Source organism: Paenibacillus wulumuqiensis, assembly GCF_000971965.1.
GTDB classification, from domain to species: domain Bacteria; phylum Bacillota; class Bacilli; order Paenibacillales; family Paenibacillaceae; genus Saccharibacillus; species Saccharibacillus wulumuqiensis.
The window spans coordinates 314,111-331,436 of the sequence record NZ_KQ040792.1 but is presented as its reverse complement, the minus strand read 5'-3'; the positions used below and the strand labels follow the sequence as shown (position 1 = coordinate 331,436).

Here is a 17,326-nt window from a genome sequence, read left to right as displayed (position 1 = left end):
TTATGTTATGCGATGCCCTTGTCTTCCTCGAATCTTCTATTCTAAAAATAGAGTTGCTTTCTCGATCTCGCCTTGTTCATCTAAGTGTTTTAAAGTTTGTTCAATATCTCTATCATTCATTGTTCTTACAATGATTAAGTGCTGAATATTAAACCCGGGTGGATCTAAATGAGGTTGTTTAAAATGTTCGACCAATCTTTCCGGTGTTGTGATTAGACACCATCTTTTCATTCCGTTATTAAAGGTTATCGTTACTTCAATTAAATCAAAGTCTTCTAATCGATCATCAAACTTCCAGCTAGTTAAAAGAGGAACTTCAACTTCTCCCTCAGCAAAATAATATTTATCTATCCATATTCTCTTATTATGGTTTCCAAAGATTCTATATCGATCGGCTTCTTCAGCCACTGCTTGATAAACTGTCCCTTTAGTAAGGGCGTGTCCATACACGCCTATACTTGTGCACGTTACAAGTTTACTATCCACTTCTTCACATCCATTATTAAGCTTTAATTAGGGTTTGCTTTTACAAGGGTTTCACTTAACGTTCCCGTATTCACGACCCGACGCATGTCGGGTGTCCAGCGTATGCCGGGCCAAGGGCGTATGCCCGCAGCGTGAATATTATGTTATACGTAATACCGGTCTTCTTTGAATATTCAAAAAGATATAGAATAAGACACCGAGCTTCATTCTCGATGCCTTATTATCCATTCCTCAATATCTTGTTCATCTAATTTTCCTTCTGCTGTTCCCAATCCTAATTGAACGAGTTCATCTTGACTATATCGAATAGAATACCCATTTAATCGAAGCAAAAGTAGCATAACCGCTACTCCAACACGTTTATTTCCATCCACGAATCCATGGTTTTTGATTAAGGAGAAAGTCACGACAGAAACTTTCCTTGTTAGCCCTAGATACAATTCTTTACCATCAAAGGTCTGTTCAGCTTTACCCAATGCGCTTTCTAACAATCCTTGATCTCTGACTCCATTCGCCCCACCCGTTACCTTCATGATCTTTTGATGATAGATCAGCAATTGGTCAATCGTAATCGATTTCATTTGGCGAGTTCTTTAAGAGCTTCTAAATTCTCATTAATAATGTCGTCCATCATAGATTCTGTTTGAGACGCATTTTTGATCTTTAAAAACTCTACAAAATCAATAACTTCCATTTGTTTTTCTTGGGGTAAAGACAAAAAATCGTTAATCAATTTTTGCTCCAGGCTCATGATAAATCGCCTCCTATTCTTACTTCATAGTATAACGCAAAACGTTAAATCAATTAACTCTTTGTCTGGTCTAGTTTTTAAATATGTTTTTCCGGTATTACGTATAACGTTCCTGTATTCACGACCCAGCGTATGCTGGGTGTCCGGCGAATGCCGGACCCAGGACGTATGTCCGCAGCGTGAATGTTATGTTATATGCTGCCTGTGACCTTCCAAATTCTCTTAATCTTATTCGATTATTTCCTTCTTCAATTCTATGCTTTCTTTCTGTCTTTCACCAATGATTTTTTAGTTCTTCCTCAATCTTTTTCAAATTCCCTTTGGTTTAAAATGCTTTGCAAACTTCCTTTTTTCCTTTGTCTGATCGGAAGCGACTCCGTGCTTTCGATTTGGATTCTTTTCTCATACCTTAATCGTTCTTATCTCTATAAATCGCTTTGCTTTTTAAATGGTTTTAACCCTAAACAAAAAACGCCGATAAGGAACTCGGCGCTTCTTCATGTTATTCTTTCCCTAATGGGTTCCCAGTCTTTCAGGTTGCATATAACGTAATATTTACGAACTTCATACAACTTAAACTTTTCAAGGTATTTACGAACTTCTTTTTTATTGTAATTATATGCCAAGTCACGCTCAAAGTTCCATCCTTATGTAATTCCTAATCACATGCCTTTTCGAACATAGCAAAGCTATACGGCAGTACCCATCACACTCAGAATTTTTACGAATATGGAATATATTTCTCCATCCTTCCTACTCTTCTATAAACGCTTCATTCCCCATTTACAAGCATGATATAATAAATCTGGCGCGGTATTGTGCCCATACTCACTACTTTATAATTAAGCGCACCAATCGATGCGCAGGAGGTATACATTTAATGGAAATTACAAGTTATCAGGTGGAGTGGATTCGCGATCCATTTCAGATTCTAACCGGCAAGCGTTATGAGTTTATGCTGGATCTGAATATCGATGAAGAAGACGATCTGTACACACCTAACGGTGTCTATATCCGTGCGGTGTATAGCGTAGACGGTGAACAGGGCAAGCTGGTAACCTACGACCTGCTCGAAAAAGGAACCGATCGTCTGCTGGAGTTCGATCTTGAGGATGAGGAAGAGCAGGAACTCGCCGAATTCTGCAGCCAGCACTGGAATGAAGCTGAAGAATAATCCATGGAGCAGGAGTGATTATTCATGAGAATTCTGCTATTGGGAGCAACCGGCCGGACAGGGCGTCTGATTTTGCAGCATGCACTGCGAAATGGACATGAAGTGCATACACTTGTACGCTCGCCGGAGAAGCTGCAGGAACAATTGCTTCAGACGATACAGGAACCGGATTTTGCTAGGCGGTACCATCTGCCAGCAGGGGAAGACACTGCCCGGTGGGAGGAACAGCTGCATATCTGCACGGGGAGTGTATTGGAGCCAAATGATCTGCTTACTGCACTTCACGGAGTGGATGCCGTTATCAGCGCGATCGGCACCGATGGGTCGGATACTCTCTCTGCGAGCACTCGGATACTGATTCCGCTGCTGGAGCAGCAGGGCATCCAGCGGCTGATTACCATAGGCACTGCCGGTATTTTGCAGAGCCGGACCCAGCCGGAGCTGTTCCGCTATCAGTCCTTCGAGTCCAAGCGGCGCAGTACCCGTGCTGCCGAGGAGCATCGCAGTGTGTATGAACAGCTGCTGCAATCCTCACTGGACTGGACGATAATCTGTCCTACCTATTTGCCAGATGGAGACTATACCGGGCAATACCGTGTAGAAAAGGATATTCTGCCGGAAGATGGATCGCGCATCTCGACGGGAGATACGGCGCATTTTGCCTATCGGCAGTTGCAGGATCGGCAGTATCTTCGTTCACGCGTAGGCATTGCTGATTAATTAAGTAGCGATGTAGTAATCAGGAAAACAAAAAACAGGGCTATGGCAAAGAATTCTCTTTTGCCACAGCCCTGTTTTTGTATATAGCAGCTACCTTGTTGTTACTTCACGATCTGAAAAGTTTTACCGATCCCGGCAACCTGATTGGACATCTGATTGTACTGTTTTGTCTGTTCGGAATCGGAAGGATCATACTGCACGTCGGTAGGTTTGAAAAGTAGATACACCTGATCCTTGTATTCTCCCAGCTTCTGAACAGGAACCTGCTCCTCCACTTCCTTTTGCTGGTCCTTCCATTGCTTGGCTGGCCAGATCGACACGGTAAAGACTACACCGCCCCATTCTTTCGCCTGCTTATCCACAAAGTCCACAGCCAAAGTCCGGTTTCTTTTAACCGGAACTGCTTCATATTGACCAGACCAGCTATCCGGCAGGTTTACCGAAAAATGATAGTCTGAATTTGTATATTTAACTGTCTTGCCTGTTCCTGTACCTGTGTTATCTTCTTTTTGGCTGGAAGTGTACGCTTGCTCTGCTGCCGGACTGGCTTCAAGCTTCGTTATTTTCTGATGCATACGCTGGATCATGGTAACAGCTTCAGCACGTGTAACTGGATCATTCCGGTGGAAGCCTTTTACAGTAGCTGACGTTTTCCCTGTCACCAGATTCTGGTCGAGCAGATAACGGATCGAATCTGTTTCGCTGTAATTTTTCCCGACTGCATTTGTCATATAAATAGCCGCTTGCCCTCTTGTGAGTACCTCTTTGCCACTTGCTGATGATGGAACCCCTTTCCATCCCAATTTGCTGGCATAATCGAGATAGGGAGCTGCCCAGCCGCCTGATTCTTTTGTCGTATCCAGGTCGGATGGCTGATAAGCACGCAGCAGCATCGTCAAGTATTCCTGCTTGTTAACCTTCCCGGCAGGATGAAAAGTCTGATCCGGATAGCCCTGAATGATCTGTTCCTGCACGCCCCACTGAATTGCCGTGTATCCCCAGTACTGACTTGGAACATCCTTGAATGCAGTTATTTTCGCTTCAGCCAGGCTGCTGCAAAGCGACCAGCTCAAACCAGCTGTCAAAGCAATACAAAGTCCTTTTTTTATGTAACTATTCATACTTTCACTCCTCAAATAAAATTGAAAAAATGACGGCTAAGCTGTGAACTTAACCGTCATTATATAACTATTTGTATAATTTTTACAGGTGTACCGTATTCGTTCTATACTAGGCGTATTCATTATCTTTCCATCCTGCAAAGAGGACTTTAACCGGTGAGCAGCTGTAGCATTGCTGCCTTTCTCTTTCTCTTTCTTCTATTTCCTTTTTAGTGATCCGCCACATTCCGCTGCAACCGATATTCGGTCGGAGTCAGCGTAAACTTCTTGCGGAACACCTGGGTAAAGTGTCTTACACTGCCGTACCCGATCTGCTCGGCGATATCGACCAGCCGCAGGTTCGGGTTGAGCAGCAGCTGCTTGGCCTGCTCCATGCGCAGGGAGATGACATACTCCTTGTACCCCTGGCCTGTCTTCTGCTTGAACAGCTGGCTGAAATAGATCGGATTGAGGAAGACGACAGCTGCGACCTTTTCCAGTGACAGTTCTTCATTAAAATGGGTCTTGATATACTGAAGCGCCACATGGATCGCCGTCTCGCTGCCGCGCGGCTCGCTCTGCTCCTGTACACCGGCATCCGGGCGTTGGCGCAGCTGACGCACTTCCTCGGCAATCCGTTCAAAGTCCCGATGCGGACCGGAGTGGACGCTGCGGAAAGGCTGAGTTTTCAGGCATTTATGCAGATGGGAGCGAATCTGTTCCTGCAGTGCTCCGATCTCCACGCCGCTGTTCGGACGGATCAGACCGAGCAGGCTATTTCGGTCAAAGCTGGTCACGAATCCGCGGCCGTACCGGTCGATCAGCTCGGTCAGTACATTTTCGATAATAAAATGTTCCAGCGGACCATGCTGCTGCTCGTTCTCCAATTCGACCAGCAGCAGATAATATTCCGGGTATTCCTCCACCAGCGGCTCCAGGCTGAGCTTACCTACACTGAGCCCGGCTGCCAGGCGCTGGAAGGCCGCTTCCCGTAAATATTTCAGTCCTTCCCGCAGCGTCTCTTCCCCGCGGGAATGAATCTGTTCCTGGCGGATCTCCTGGGTAAGCGATTCCATAAGTTCATTCAGCTTGGTCTTGCCAATCGGCTTGAGCAGGTAATCCCGTGCACCGAGATGGACCGCCTGCTGGGCATAGCTGAACTCCGAGTGGGCCGAGATGACGACCCATTTGGCCTGAGGCTGCTTGTGCCGAGAGATGCGCATCAGCTCCAGCCCGTTGATGCCGGGCATCAGGATATCGGTCAGCACAATGTCCATCCGGTGCTCGCTCATCAGCTGTACGGCTTCTTCAGCAGATGCCGCCAGATGCACATGATATTCAGGATAGGCCGTCATGATCGTACGCTTGATGCCTTCCCGGATAAAATTCTCATCGTCTGTGATCAGAATATGCATATCAGGTTCCCCTTTCAAATTCATTCCGCCCTGTCTGTCCATGATCGAAATCGCTGTCCGGATGATTCGGATGTTGCAGCTGTCCCGGGACCGGCTTGGCTCCGGCAGGCTGAACGGGCAGCGGCAGCCGCAGAGTAACGATTGTTCCTTCATCCTGTGTGCTCTCGATCCCAATTCCATATTCTTCGCCAAACATGTACTTCAGCCGCTGGTGCAGATTCTGCATGCCAATGCCCTGGCGAACACCGGATGCCTCTCCTTCACCTGCCGGTTCGACCGTATACGCATCCAGTGAACGACGCAGCCGCTCCAGCGTCTCGGCTGGCATCCCGGCTCCGTTATCCTGCACATGGATATTGAGATAATGCTCATCCGGTACGGCACGGACGGTGAGCAGTCCGGACTTTTGCGCTTCCAGTCCATGCTTGACCGCATTCTCGATCACCGGCTGCAGCAGCATTTTGGGTACCGGCAGATTCATCCACTGTTCATCGATGGCAATCTCAACGGTCAGCCGGTCTTCCAGCCGCATCTGGATAATATTGAGGTAATGGCGGATCTGCTCCACCTCTTCACGCAGCGTGACTTCGGCATTGCCTTCCCAGTGGCTGCTGTAGCGGAACATATGCGACAGGGACAGCACCACTTCACCGAGCCGATCATTGCCTTTCTCATCCAGCATCCAGTAGATCATATCCAGTGTATTGTACAGAAAGTGCGGATTGACCTGCGACTGAAGCGCATGCAGTTCGGCGTTCTTTTCACTGACCGAGGAGATTTTGACACGCTCGATCAGTTCCTCCACCCGCTTGACCATATGGTTAAAGGAGGCGACAACAACATTGATCTCCTGATACGAAGTCACCCGGACCATCCCGTGAAAATTGCCGTTCTCCACCTGCTTCATCTGGCGGACCAGCCGCTGAAGCGGCAGTGAAATCGTACGGGAGACGAGCAGCGCCACCAATGCGGAGACGAGAATCAGAATCGTAACCATGATGAACAGATAGCGCTTGGTCTGGGTCAGCTCCACATTCAGATCCCGGGAAGGTGTCGAGCTGACGACGGTCCAATCGGTTGTTCCCAGCTTGGAGGCAGCGATCAGGCGGTCGCCCAGCTGATCCACGATGACTTCTCCCGGATCGCTCGGCGTCTTCATATGCTCCGGCAGCAGGGTAGTCACAGGACTCGCTTCCAGTGAGGTCGGTACGGTCTTGCCTTCACCGGTAATAATATCCACATCACTGTTTGGTCCCAGCTTGAGATTGTTCATCGCCGCCAGCACCGTATCTGCTTTGGCCTCGAACAGGACGATGCCGATCTGGTGCTGTTCATTCAGATCGAAGATCGGCCGGCCAAAAGCAAAAACGGCATCATCTTCGGTCTTATCGATCAACGAATGCGGAAACACACCGAGCCAGACCATTTTGCCGGAAGAACTGTTGATCCGCCGGTACCAGTCCGAGCTGTCGTAGCGGGGGTCCACGACCGTCGTATAGTTGCCGTAATTATAGATTTTGCCGTTCTCTCCGATAATGTGAATCCCGACCAGATCATCACGGGAAAAGTAAATCGCTCCCATCATCGTCGTAATGGCGTGCTGATTGATATATTCGATCTGCGGCGGGAGTTTCTTTTTCTCTCCTACCAGCCGAACGATATCGGCGTTGGTGCTGATCGACTTGGACAGGCTGTCATAGCTGGCAAGCAGCAGATCGAGCAGCCCTGCGGTCTGGGAGACGTTTTTCTGGGCGATCTCCCCCAGCTTTTCATGAAACTGTGTAGTGGTGCGGTTGTAGAACAGCGCGCTAACGATCAGCAGAATGGCCGTCATACAGAACAGAAACAGAATAAACAGCCGATGATGGATGGAACGGAACCTGCGCGGCAAGGCAGCTCCTCCTTTCTGCATGTTCTTCAAAAAAAGCCAAAGGGCGACAGCGGCAGAAGGCTTTTTGCACCTCCTGCCCAGCTGCCGCCAGGCTCCTATATCTTGGATAATACCAGCTAAGGGATCTTTTTACAAAACAAACCGAAGTGGAACGCAACGCCCGTCAGCCAGCATCATGCAGCTGCCCGATTCGGCATCAAGGTATCTGATACAGGGCATCTCCATACTGTGATCGGATCGTCTTCGGTACACCGGCGTACCTGGGCGTCTAACCTTTGACTGCACCGGCAACCATGCCTTTGGTAATACGCTCGGACAGCAGGAAGTAAATGATGATTACCGGCAGGGCGCCCATGATCAGGAACGCGCCGATGTTGCCGTAATTGACCGAATACTGACTGACAAACGTATACACCCCGAACGGCAGTGTTTTGAGATTCTCGGACGAGATAAATGTCGCTGCCACGATGTACTCATTCCAGATGTTGATAAAGGTCAGGATACATACCGTCATGACCGGCGGCATGGAGATCGGCAGGATAATACTGCGGAAGATCCGGTACACGCTCGCTCCATCCATAAAGGCGGACTCTTCAATATCCGTCGGAATCGAGCGCATGAATCCGCTCAGGATAAATACGGCAATCGGCAGAGCAAACGCCGTATACGGAATAATGATCGACCAGCGGGTATCCAGCAGGTCCAGGTTTTTGAAAATGATCATCAGCGGCAGCAGCGTCGCCTGCATCGGAATCATCATTCCGAGCAGGAACAGCAGCAGCACATACGGTCCGTATTTCCACTTGAACCGGGAGATCGCATAGGCGGTCATCGCGCTGAGAATAATGACAGCCACCAGCGTCACGCCGGTGACGAGCACGCTGTTGCCCAGATACTTGAGATAGCTGCCGGAGGTGTACGCCTCCGAATAGTTATGCCACTGCGGTATAGTCGGTAGGGAGAAAAAGCTGCCGCTCAGAATCTCTTCGTTCGTCTTCAGGGAATACATGAGCAGCCAGAACAGCGGGTACAGCTGGGTAACAACCAGGATCGCGAAGAGAAGATACACGAATCCTTTTTTTGCTTTTAGCATCTCGCTCTCCTCCTTTAGGTTACCTTGCGTTCGACTTTGTTGAAGATAAAGTTAATCACAACCGTGACGATCAGACAGAACACCACGAGGAACGTAGCCACCGCACTGCCGTATCCGTATTTCTGGGACAGGAAGGACATATTGTACATATGGGTCGCGATCGTATCGGTCGCATGTGCCGGTCCGCCGCCGGTCATAACCATAACCAGCTCGAACGCCTGCAGGGACCCGATAAATGCCAGTACAATCGATATTTTGAAGATCGGTACGATCATCGGGAACGTAATATATCGGTCTGCCTTAAAACCATCTGCGCCATCGATCTTGGCCGCTTCGTAGATTTCATCCGGAATATTCTGCACGCCGGTGAACTGGATCAGCAGATGGTAGCCAAAATACTGCCACAGCGAGACAAAGTACAGTGCATACATCGCGGTCGCCGGTTCGGTCAGCCAGCTATGCGTCCAGTTCTCCAGTCCGAGCTGGATAAGGATACCATTCAGCATACCGCCCATCGAAGTCGGATTGTAGATCGTTTTCCACAGCTGTCCGAGAATAACGTTGGACAGGATAACCGGGACAAAATAAATCGTAACGAGCCGGCTGCCCTTGCGAACATAGCGGTTCAGCAAGATGGCGAACAGCAGACAGAACGGAATCTCAATCATGGAGAACACCGAATACATCAGCGTCCGCTTGACCGACGGCCAGAAGTTGTTATCTTCAAACAACAGCGTATGGAAATTGGCCAGCCCAACGAACTTGGCATCCCCGATTCCATTCCAGTCCAGTGTAGCCGTATAAAAGGAAACCAGAATCGGCACAAATACGGTGCCTATGTACAGGAGCAGACAAGGAAGTACAAAAATGGCGATCGTGCGGGCAGGTACTTTTAATACATTCATGGTTTCTCCCTCCTCTCCAGTGGTGGAGCCTCTTTTTGTATGGTGCAGCATTGTTGCAAAGTTACTGGGCAGATTGTGCATCAACCGCTCCGGCAAGAGATTCTGCCACGACCTCCGGTTAAGAATAGAGATCCTGAATGACCGCCTCGCGGTCGATCTCTATTCTTAAAGGTCGGTATTTGGCAGAATTCTCTTGCCTTCGCTAAGTGCCTAAAAGTCCATACATGAATAAAGAGGCGCTGGTGGGCGCCCCCCTGTTAGAACTTGCGCCTGTATGGTTGTCGAGTTGTTAGCTGGCAGAATTCCTTGCCGGAGCGCTGCTGCATTCCAGCGACCATTCGCTTAAGGATTCGCTTCGAATGCTGCCTGGTGCTCTGCCGCTACCTGCTTCGGATCAACCTGCTGTACGAACAGGTTCTGGATGCTGCTCAGATGGACCTGGGATACGGCCGGGTTCATCGTGTTATCGAAGGACAGGTCGCCGCCTTTGATGTTTTTAAACATATCGAGTACTTCAATCGCGAGTGGAGAGTACCCAGCTGCCGAGAAGTCGCCTTCCACTTTCTGGCCCAGACCGACTGCATTTTTCAGTTCAAAGGATACTTTTGGATAATTGGTTGCAAAGTACTTGAGGAAATCTTTGGTTTCCGCCAGATGTTCGCTGTTGGCGGATACGGCAAACGCGCTGCCTGGTGCCAGCATGAACTCATCCGGGTTGCCTTTGCCATTGACGGTCGGGAACTTGAATACGCCAACGTCCTTGCCTACTGTAGAAGAGTCGTTCGCGCCGGTCTCCCATGTACCGATAAAGAACATCGCTGCCTGGCCGGTACGGAACATGTTACCGCCTGCTGTAGCGTCGATGGATGTTGCACCTTCAGGGAAAGCGCCAGCTTGTACGAGCTGCTGGAACGCATCTACCGCTTCGACAAATGCCGGATCGTTAAATGTTTTCTTGCCGTCTGCCACGTCCTGCAGGAAGCCAGGTCCACCGTTGGTGCGGAGCAGGATATTCATGAACAGGAACGAACCGGTCCAGGAATCCTTTTCGCCGATCGCGATTGGCGTAATGCCTGCGGCTTTAAGCTTTTTCACATCTGCCAGCAGTTCTTCGAAAGTGGCTGGTGGAGCGTCGATGCCCGCTTTGGCGAACAGGGCTTTGTTGTAATAGCCGACTTCGATGTTATTGCCGTCCGGCAGTGCATAGACTTTATTGTCTTTGCTGTAGTAATCGAGCAGGCCTTCCTGGTATGTATCACGGAGGCCATCTTGATCCAGAATGTCATCCAGTGGTGCGAGCAAGCCTGCATCCACATAAGGCTTCATCTGTGCGGAAGGATTCACGATCGTAATATCCGGGATTTCGCGGGAAGCTGCCTGCGTTTTCAGCTTCAATTTTTGCTGGTCGGTATTCAGGGTATCGAGGGCGATCTCTACGTTTGGATGTTCTTTCTGGTAGGAATCGACGATCTGGCGGATCATTTTGTATGTCGGTGTCGTCGGGTCCGGATAGATGTTCTGGAAAGTGATCGTGACCTTGTCGCCGCTGCTGCCACCGCTTGCACCTTCACTGCCTGTACCCGAGTCACTGTTGCCGCACGCCGTCAGGCCCAGCGCCAGCGCGCCGGTCAGCAATAACGAAAGGACTTTGCCTGTTTTTCTCATATTGTGTATTATCCCCCTTGGTTGAATGATCAATATTATTATTAACATTACATCCACATTATGCTGTAAACGCTTACTTACAGCAATACAGAAATTCAAGGTTTGAGGTTCGTGTTTTCAAGGTGTTGTAAAAATAAGGAACTTGATGAAAAAAAGCCTGATCATAATGCACATGAAGATCATGGCATGGCGATCAGGCCCGATAGCTGATTGGCAATGAGTTTGTTATTTTCATTCTCGATGTTAGTTGCTGTTGGTCTGTCATTTTTTTGATGCTTCCGGTGGTCAGCCTCATCCTTCGTAAAAGAGCATTCCGTCATAAAGAATGAGCTACTGGCGTATGCCGACAGCGCGTACATATACTTTGCGTGTGGAAGAATCTTTGGTAAAGGCACGAACAGTGTATTCATTATCGCTACTAATGAGCAGTGGTCTGCTGACTTTCTCGTATACGAATTGACCTGCACCAAGAGTCTTTGTATTAACGATGGTATGTTCATTGATAGTGATCCGGTAATATACCGGTCTGGAAGAATAATTTTTGATCAGAATCTTCGTCGGTTTGAAGGCTGCACTGAACACAGCGTAGCCTTGTCCGTTATCCCAGGACAGTATATGACCTTGAAATACAGCTACATTGGATATAGAGGCTGCTTCAGATCCGCTGCTTGCACCCGCAGATGCATTTGTTAAATATGTATTATCTAATCCGAGAAAAACAGCAAATACAGCTAGTATAATTCTTTTATACATATGGTTATTCTCCTATTCGAATGATTGAATAGTATCTGCTGTACCGATGTTGTGCCTGTTAATCCATTAAGTTTGTGTGCAGGTATTATTTCATTCAACAAAACAGCTTCATGATGGTTCTTGTAATTATTTAGATGTTGTAATATTTACAGTTAGATTGCCTTTGTCAAAACTCACTTTAGCGTCCATAGCTTCACTGATAAATCGCAGATTCACAAGTGATGTATTTCTAGCCATATACGGTGTCTGAGTCAATTTGATTTTTTTATTATTTACATAAGCATCAAAGCTATCCAGTGTTAATTTGATAGTTGTATCTTCTTTTACAGCGGTAATCGTTTTGGTCTTCTGATCCCATTTTACTTGAGCTCCATAAGCTTCAAAAAGCTGACGAAACGGAACCATCGTATTACCGTTTTGAATAATAGCGTTTGGATCAAAATCCAGTTCAGAACCATTAAGCACTACTTTTACCTTTGAATCATCAAATACATCTGCACTTGTAATGGATGACACCGAGAAAAAAAGAGTTACAGCAAGCATTAGCATAAAGAATTTTTTCATCCTTTTACATCCTTTCAATGTAATATAAGTTATTTTTAACCATATTATATTGACGCATTGATATTATAAAAGTTGCGCACACCTTCTGGCAGGTGGCCTCACCAATACGATTACACACTTTCCAGCAGCACTTCTCCTGTGGCTGTCACTTCAATCCTCTTGTCCTCATCGACGATAACGATTACCGGATGTACTTCCGCATGCTTGTCCGAAGAAAACCATATTCTCCCTGGTCGACCCAGCAGCAGAAATGAATCCCCCTCACCCATAAAATTGAGCCCTTCGCCCAATTCTTCGTCATGGCGAGAGTGAATGCCGAATTGGATCAGCCGCTCACCCGTCTCTATCAATAACGGAGTCGTCACATTGATCTCGCTAATATTCAGTATCTGTGCTGTACCAAACGGCTCTTCCACCACTGGAGATGCCGACTGTCTGGAGATCAACTCCACAATATTGCCGGAAGGATCAGTAAAGTAATAGGAATAGGCATCGAAATTTTCAAAAAAGACTTCATCCGACCCTTCTTCCATATGCAGAGTTACCCGTTCCTGGAGCCATTCTCTTGCTTCACGGAATCGGTTGGCAGGAATGTTAAAGGCAACATGGTAGAACGGGTGGCTGTCATCCGTTGTCTGCACGAACTGCAGAACGCTGCTGCCAATCTGCAGGCTGAACCGCTCCTTTTGCTTGTCCAGAGCGGGCAAGCCGAGAATCAGTCTGTAGTTAAAAAAAGAGCAGCCCTGACAACAGGCTGCTCTTGGATCATGTGCGTCTATTTGTTCATCTTGAACTGCAGGAACAGCTCGTTATAATGCACGAGCATCTTCTTGCCCAGGTTGTCGTACACTTCCAGGCGATCAGTAAGATCCGCGGGCGGGTAGAATCGCTCGTCACCGGAAATATCTTCAGGCAGCAGCTTCAGTGCCGCATCGTTCGGCGTGGAATAGCCCACATACTCGGCATTCTGCGCCGCCACCTCAGGGTCCATCATAAAGTTGATGAATTTATGGGCGCCATCGATATTGGCTGCCGTCTTGGGAATGACCATGTTATCGAACCACAGGTTCGTGCCTTCCTCCGGAACGACAAAGTCCAGATCTTCATTCTCGCTCATAATCTCCGACGCATCGCCGGAGAAGACGAGTCCGGCTGCCGCTTCATTGTTGGCGAGCAGCATTTTGATCTCGTCACCTACGATTGCTTTGACATTCGGCGTTAGCAGCTTGAGCTTGGCCAGCGCTTCCTGCAGATGGGCTTCCTTGGTGTCATTCAGCGAGTAATGCAGGCTGTTCAGCGACATACCCATGACCTCGCGTGCCCCATCGGTCAGCAGCACATTATTGCGCAGCGATGGGTCCCACAGGTCGTCCCAGCTGTGGAACTTGAGGTTGGTCAGCTTGGGATTGTAGACCACGCCGACCGTTCCCCAAAAGTAGGGCGCCGAATATTTGTTATCCGGGTCAAATGACAGGTTCAGGAACGACGGATCAATATTTTGGAGATTGGGCAGCTTGCTGTGATCGATTGGCAGCAGCAGATTGTCCTCGCGCATCTTGGAGATGGCGTAATCGGACGGAATCGCTACGTCGAATGTCGTGCCGCCCTGCTCGATCTTGGTCAGCATGGCTTCGTTGGAATCAAATGTCTGATAGATGACCGTGATGCCGGTTTCCTTTTGGAACTGGTCCAGCAGATCGGGATCGATATAGTCACCCCAGTTATAGATGGTCAGCGTGTTACTGCCCGAGTAGCCCTGGCTGACATTCAGCCGTGCAGCCAGATACATGAGCAGCAGAGCAGCGACGATGATTACGATAAACATACGGCTAATCGTCTTCATTTATCTCGGCACCCCCATTTCGGCAGCCATCTCGGTCCGGCGCGTCCGGGTCTGAGCCCGGCGGTTGATCATGTAATAACCGACTACAAGCGCAGTGGTGAACAGGAAGATCAGCGTGGACAGCGCATTGATTGACAGCGCCACACCCTGTCTTGCCCGGGAATAAATCTCTACCGACAGCGTAGAGTATCCGTTACCGGTTACGAAGAACGTCACCGCGAAATCATCCAAAGAATACGTAAATGCCATAAAGAATCCGGCAAAAATCCCCTGTTTGATAAATGGCAGAATGACCCGTGTCAGCACATCTCGGCGGCTGGCGCCCAGATCGCGGGCCGCATCGACCAGCGTCGGGCTCATCTCCTGCAGCCGCGGCAGAATCATCAGCACGGTAATCGGAATACTGAACGCGATATGCGAGATCAGCACCGAAGCAAAGCCCAGCTTGATGCCCACAATCGTGAATAGAATCAGGAACGATGCACCAATAATAACATCCGGGCTGACGATCAGTACGTTATTGAGCGACAGCACAGCATCCTTGAGCCGGCGGCGCTGAATCCGGTCAATCGCCAGCGCACCGATAATGCCGATAATCGTCGCAATCGCCGAAGACAGCAGCGCGATCACCAGCGTATTGATCAGGATAATCATCAGGCGGGTATCCTGGAATACCTCGCCATACCACTGCCAGGTGAATCCTTCGAATTCGTGCATATTGCCTGCACTGTTGAACGAGTAATACATCAGATACAGAATCGGTGCGTACAGGACAGCGAAGACGAGCACCAGATACAGATTACCCCATTTATTCTTATTTACCATGACGCACCTCCTGACCGAAGCCGCCGGTCAGCAGCATCAGTACCGCCATGGCGATAATCAGCACAACAGCGACTGTTGAGCCCATGCCCCAGTCCTGAGTGACCAGGAAATGCTGCTCAATCGCCGTACCGAGTGTAATCACCTTGTTGCCGGCAATCAGACGGGTAATCATGAACAGCGACAGAGACGGAATAAAGACAGCCATACAGCCGGATTTGACCCCGGACAGTGTCAGCGGGAAAATAACCCGCCGGAACGTGGTCCAGCCGGATGCCCCCAGATCACGGGCGGCGGAGATGAGCGTTGGATTCATTTCCTCGAGCGCATTATAGATCGGCAAAATCATGAACGGCACGAAAATATACACCGATACAAATACAAAGCTGAACGCATTGAACAGCAACTGCTGCTCACCGATCCCGATCGCGCCCAATAGCGCATTGACCGGACCATACGTACCGAAGATTCCGATAAATGCATACGTTTTGAGCAGCAGGTTGATCCATGTCGGCAGGATAATCAGCAGAATCCACAGCTGCCGGTGCTTGGTCCGGGTCAGCAGATACGCTGCCGGATAAGCGATCAGCAGCGAGAACAGCGTCACCAGAAAGGCATACCAGAATGAGCTGAGCGTCATCTGCATATACACAGGGGTGAAGAACGTCCGGTAATTCTGCAGCGTCAGATTGCCATCCACATCAAAAAAGGAATAATAAGCGACCAGCACGACCGGTGCCACGACAAACAGGACGATCCATACGTAATAAGGCAGCATATAGACCGCGCGAGTATTAGCCTGCATGGACACCGCCTTCTCCGTATCCTTCCAGACGGCGGTCGAAATCTTCTTCACTTTCCCCGAATCGCATAACATGGATCGCTTCCGGTTCGAAATCGAGACCGATCTGGCTGCCCGGCTCGGCCTTGCGGGTCGAGTGTACAAGCCATTCGTGACCGGAATCGTCATAGCAGCTGATCTCATAGTGAACCCCGCGGAACAATTGGCTGTCCACGCGCACTTTGAGCTTGCCGCGATCTTCGGTCGTCAGCTCCAGATCCTCGGGACGAATCACCACTTCGATCGGTTCGTTCGGACGCAGTCCGGCATCGACGCACTGGAACTGCTTGCCGTTGAACTCCACCAGATAATCCTCGATCATTCGGCCCGGTACGATATTGGATTCCCCGATGAAGTCCGCCACGAACCGGTTAATCGGCTCGTCATAGATATCGTTCGGCGTACCGCTCTGTTCGATCTTGCCTTTGTTCATAACGAAGATCTCGTCCGACATCGCCAGCGCTTCCTCCTGGTCATGTGTAACGAAGATAAAGGTAATGCCCAGACGCTGCTGAATCTCGCGCAGCTCGTACTGCATCTCTGTACGCAGCTTCAGATCGAGCGCAGACAGCGGCTCATCCAGCAGCAGCACTTCCGGTTCGTTGACCAGTGCACGCGCAATCGCCACCCGCTGGCGCTGACCGCCGGACATTTCCGAGATCGCCCGCTGGCCATAGCCTTCCAGATTGACGAACTTGAGCGCTTCGAGCACTTTGGTCTGGATCTGGTCTTTTTTCATCTTTTTGACACGCAGGCCAAAGGCCACATTCTCGAACACATTCAGGTGCGGGAACAGCGCATAATCCTGGAAGACCGTGTTCACCTGACGCTTGTTGGCCGGCACCTTGTTGATGACTTTGCCGTTAAAATAAATCGATCCTCCGCTCGGCTCCGTAAAGCCTGCAATCATGCGCAGGATGGTCGTTTTGCCGCAGCCGGATGGACCGAGCAGCGTGTAGAATTTACCCCGTTCGATCTCAAAATCTATATGCTCCAGTACCAGCGTTCCATCCTCATAACGCTTGGTCACCCCATCAAACCGGATAATGGTATTTTCGCTCATAACAGCCTCCTTGTTTGCATCCGCCTGTATCGCCCGGCGGTGCTCCGTTTCGTTTACCTTCAGCCCGTACGATCCGGATAGAGATCATTCTGCAGCTGACGTTTCCATTTATATGACTAAATAACATTTTATGTGATGAAACTGCATCATTTTATTATTTAACCACTTCAATCTTACGCAAAAGGCACCATTGCTATTATAACGACTGAATTGCAATAGAAATAGTGCATTTTATAAAGA

The 17,326-nt window shown here is 49.0% G+C and carries 18 protein-coding genes; 2 read left to right on the top strand and 16 right to left on the bottom strand.

What is annotated here, in order from left to right; translation table 11 throughout:
• Positions 1-36: 36 nt before the first annotated feature.
• The 3 genes from WH45_RS01435 to WH45_RS23695 all read right to left on the bottom strand — a co-directional run bounded on the left by WH45_RS01435 (position 37) and on the right by WH45_RS23695 (position 1,237).
• Positions 37-486: a hypothetical protein gene (locus tag WH45_RS01435; RefSeq protein ID WP_046212604.1), complete on the bottom strand. Its 450-nt coding sequence runs from the start codon at positions 484-486 to the stop codon at positions 37-39.
• 203 nt (positions 487-689) lie between these two features.
• The gene (locus WH45_RS01430) at positions 690-1,067 is read right to left on the bottom strand and encodes a type II toxin-antitoxin system death-on-curing family toxin (RefSeq protein WP_046212603.1); all 378 of its coding nucleotides are present in this window, start codon (positions 1,065-1,067) and stop codon (positions 690-692) included.
• Positions 1,064-1,237, bottom strand: a complete 174-nt coding sequence (locus WH45_RS23695; RefSeq protein ID WP_200897646.1) for a hypothetical protein — start codon at positions 1,235-1,237, stop codon at positions 1,064-1,066. Before WH45_RS23695 ends, WH45_RS01430 begins: the two co-directional genes overlap by 4 nt.
• Positions 1,238-2,117: 880 nt before the next feature.
• Between WH45_RS23695 and WH45_RS01425 the strand changes: the two genes are divergently transcribed.
• Both WH45_RS01425 and WH45_RS01420 read left to right on the top strand, forming a co-directional pair.
• Positions 2,118-2,411, top strand: a complete 294-nt coding sequence (locus tag WH45_RS01425; RefSeq protein ID WP_046212602.1) for a DUF6509 family protein — start codon at positions 2,118-2,120, stop codon at positions 2,409-2,411.
• Between the two features lie 24 nt (positions 2,412-2,435).
• Complete coding sequence (locus WH45_RS01420; protein ID WP_046212601.1) at positions 2,436-3,131, top strand: NAD(P)-dependent oxidoreductase; 696 nt, start codon at positions 2,436-2,438, stop codon at positions 3,129-3,131.
• A 101-nt stretch (positions 3,132-3,232) separates the two neighbouring features.
• Here the strand turns inward: WH45_RS01420 and WH45_RS22665 are convergent, their stop codons facing one another.
• From WH45_RS22665 to WH45_RS01355, 13 genes are all read right to left on the bottom strand, one after another.
• Positions 3,233-4,252 (bottom strand): S-layer homology domain-containing protein, encoded by a 1,020-nt coding sequence (locus WH45_RS22665; RefSeq protein WP_052723563.1) that lies wholly within the window; start codon positions 4,250-4,252, stop codon positions 3,233-3,235.
• A 209-nt stretch (positions 4,253-4,461) separates the two neighbouring features.
• Positions 4,462-5,646 (bottom strand): response regulator, encoded by a 1,185-nt coding sequence (locus tag WH45_RS01410; RefSeq protein ID WP_046212600.1) that lies wholly within the window; start codon positions 5,644-5,646, stop codon positions 4,462-4,464.
• A 1-nt stretch (position 5,647) separates the two neighbouring features.
• Complete coding sequence (locus WH45_RS01405; protein ID WP_235338216.1) at positions 5,648-7,537, bottom strand: sensor histidine kinase; 1,890 nt, start codon at positions 7,535-7,537, stop codon at positions 5,648-5,650.
• Between the two features lie 268 nt (positions 7,538-7,805).
• Entirely contained in the window at positions 7,806-8,630 is an 825-nt protein-coding gene (locus WH45_RS01400; RefSeq protein ID WP_046212599.1) for a carbohydrate ABC transporter permease, read from the bottom strand.
• 14 nt (positions 8,631-8,644) lie between these two features.
• Complete coding sequence (locus WH45_RS01395) at positions 8,645-9,535, bottom strand: carbohydrate ABC transporter permease (protein ID WP_046212598.1); 891 nt, start codon at positions 9,533-9,535, stop codon at positions 8,645-8,647.
• Positions 9,536-9,877: 342 nt separating this feature from the next.
• Positions 9,878-11,200 (bottom strand): extracellular solute-binding protein, encoded by a 1,323-nt coding sequence (locus tag WH45_RS01390; RefSeq protein ID WP_046212597.1) that lies wholly within the window; start codon positions 11,198-11,200, stop codon positions 9,878-9,880.
• A 330-nt stretch (positions 11,201-11,530) separates the two neighbouring features.
• Positions 11,531-11,953 (bottom strand): hypothetical protein, encoded by a 423-nt coding sequence (locus WH45_RS01385; RefSeq protein WP_046212596.1) that lies wholly within the window; start codon positions 11,951-11,953, stop codon positions 11,531-11,533.
• A gap of 126 nt (positions 11,954-12,079) precedes the next feature.
• Entirely contained in the window at positions 12,080-12,517 is a 438-nt protein-coding gene (locus WH45_RS01380) for a copper amine oxidase N-terminal domain-containing protein (protein WP_046212595.1), read from the bottom strand.
• Between the two features lie 110 nt (positions 12,518-12,627).
• Positions 12,628-13,224 (bottom strand): glyoxalase, encoded by a 597-nt coding sequence (locus tag WH45_RS01375; protein ID WP_235338214.1) that lies wholly within the window; start codon positions 13,222-13,224, stop codon positions 12,628-12,630.
• Between the two features lie 68 nt (positions 13,225-13,292).
• Positions 13,293-14,360 (bottom strand): ABC transporter substrate-binding protein, encoded by a 1,068-nt coding sequence (locus WH45_RS01370; protein ID WP_046212593.1) that lies wholly within the window; start codon positions 14,358-14,360, stop codon positions 13,293-13,295.
• A complete protein-coding gene (locus WH45_RS01365) occupies positions 14,361-15,185 on the bottom strand; it encodes an ABC transporter permease (protein WP_046212592.1) in 825 nt (274 codons plus the stop codon). It abuts the gene before it with no gap.
• Positions 15,175-15,987, bottom strand: a complete 813-nt coding sequence (locus WH45_RS01360) for an ABC transporter permease (RefSeq protein WP_046212591.1) — start codon at positions 15,985-15,987, stop codon at positions 15,175-15,177. Before WH45_RS01360 ends, WH45_RS01365 begins: the two co-directional genes overlap by 11 nt.
• Positions 15,977-17,086: an ABC transporter ATP-binding protein gene (locus WH45_RS01355; protein WP_046212590.1), complete on the bottom strand. Its 1,110-nt coding sequence runs from the start codon at positions 17,084-17,086 to the stop codon at positions 15,977-15,979. The genes WH45_RS01360 and WH45_RS01355 overlap by 11 nt, the downstream gene beginning before the upstream one ends.
• Positions 17,087-17,326: the final 240 nt, after the last annotated feature.

What these genes read in the sequence shown, in the direction of transcription:
- WH45_RS01430 (WP_046212603.1), bottom strand. Translation starts at nt 1,067, where the DNA reads ATGAAATCGATTACGATTGACCAATTGCTGATCTATCATCAAAAGATC.
- WH45_RS23695 (WP_200897646.1), bottom strand. Translation starts at nt 1,237, where the DNA reads ATGAGCCTGGAGCAAAAATTGATTAACGATTTTTTGTCTTTACCCCAA.
- WH45_RS01425 (WP_046212602.1), top strand. Translation starts at nt 2,118, where the DNA reads ATGGAAATTACAAGTTATCAGGTGGAGTGGATTCGCGATCCATTTCAG.
- WH45_RS01420 (WP_046212601.1), top strand. Translation starts at nt 2,436, where the DNA reads ATGAGAATTCTGCTATTGGGAGCAACCGGCCGGACAGGGCGTCTGATT.
- WH45_RS22665 (WP_052723563.1), bottom strand. Translation starts at nt 4,252, where the DNA reads ATGAATAGTTACATAAAAAAAGGACTTTGTATTGCTTTGACAGCTGGT.
- WH45_RS01410 (WP_046212600.1), bottom strand. Translation starts at nt 5,646, where the DNA reads ATGCATATTCTGATCACAGACGATGAGAATTTTATCCGGGAAGGCATC.
- WH45_RS01400 (WP_046212599.1), bottom strand. Translation starts at nt 8,630, where the DNA reads ATGCTAAAAGCAAAAAAAGGATTCGTGTATCTTCTCTTCGCGATCCTG.
- WH45_RS01395 (WP_046212598.1), bottom strand. Translation starts at nt 9,535, where the DNA reads ATGAATGTATTAAAAGTACCTGCCCGCACGATCGCCATTTTTGTACTT.
- WH45_RS01390 (WP_046212597.1), bottom strand. Translation starts at nt 11,200, where the DNA reads ATGAGAAAAACAGGCAAAGTCCTTTCGTTATTGCTGACCGGCGCGCTG.
- WH45_RS01385 (WP_046212596.1), bottom strand. Translation starts at nt 11,953, where the DNA reads ATGTATAAAAGAATTATACTAGCTGTATTTGCTGTTTTTCTCGGATTA.
- WH45_RS01380 (WP_046212595.1), bottom strand. Translation starts at nt 12,517, where the DNA reads ATGAAAAAATTCTTTATGCTAATGCTTGCTGTAACTCTTTTTTTCTCG.
- WH45_RS01370 (WP_046212593.1), bottom strand. Translation starts at nt 14,360, where the DNA reads ATGAAGACGATTAGCCGTATGTTTATCGTAATCATCGTCGCTGCTCTG.
- WH45_RS01365 (WP_046212592.1), bottom strand. Translation starts at nt 15,185, where the DNA reads ATGGTAAATAAGAATAAATGGGGTAATCTGTATCTGGTGCTCGTCTTC.
- WH45_RS01360 (WP_046212591.1), bottom strand. Translation starts at nt 15,987, where the DNA reads ATGCAGGCTAATACTCGCGCGGTCTATATGCTGCCTTATTACGTATGG.
- WH45_RS01355 (WP_046212590.1), bottom strand. Translation starts at nt 17,086, where the DNA reads ATGAGCGAAAATACCATTATCCGGTTTGATGGGGTGACCAAGCGTTAT.